The following is a 227-nucleotide window of genomic DNA, read 5'->3' on the forward strand; positions in this document are numbered from 1 at the left end:
GCTTTTCCTGGTAGCTTAGCAGCTAAGGATTTGATGCTTTCTTCCATGCCGTGAAGGGCAATATTTGCCAGTAGGGGACTGATTACCCCTCCTTGCGGTGTTCCCTCATCTGTTGTGAATAGCTGTCCGGTATCGATTACCCCTGCTTTTAGCCATGCCTTGATTTGTCGTCGGATTGCCGGGAAGACATCAAGTTTGTTGAGAAGTTTTTCATGGTCAATTCGGTC

At 47.6% G+C, this 227-nt stretch carries 1 protein-coding gene; it reads right to left on the reverse strand.

Annotated features, from left to right (window positions below; genetic code table 11):
- The coding region (locus LKK83_RS20190; RefSeq protein WP_324633114.1) for a reverse transcriptase domain-containing protein at positions 1-227 on the reverse strand (227 nt) is incomplete at both ends.

Origin of the sequence: Phormidium sp. CCY1219 (genome assembly GCF_035615515.1) — a bacterium.
Lineage (GTDB): Bacteria > Cyanobacteriota > Cyanobacteriia > Cyanobacteriales > Laspinemataceae > CCY1219.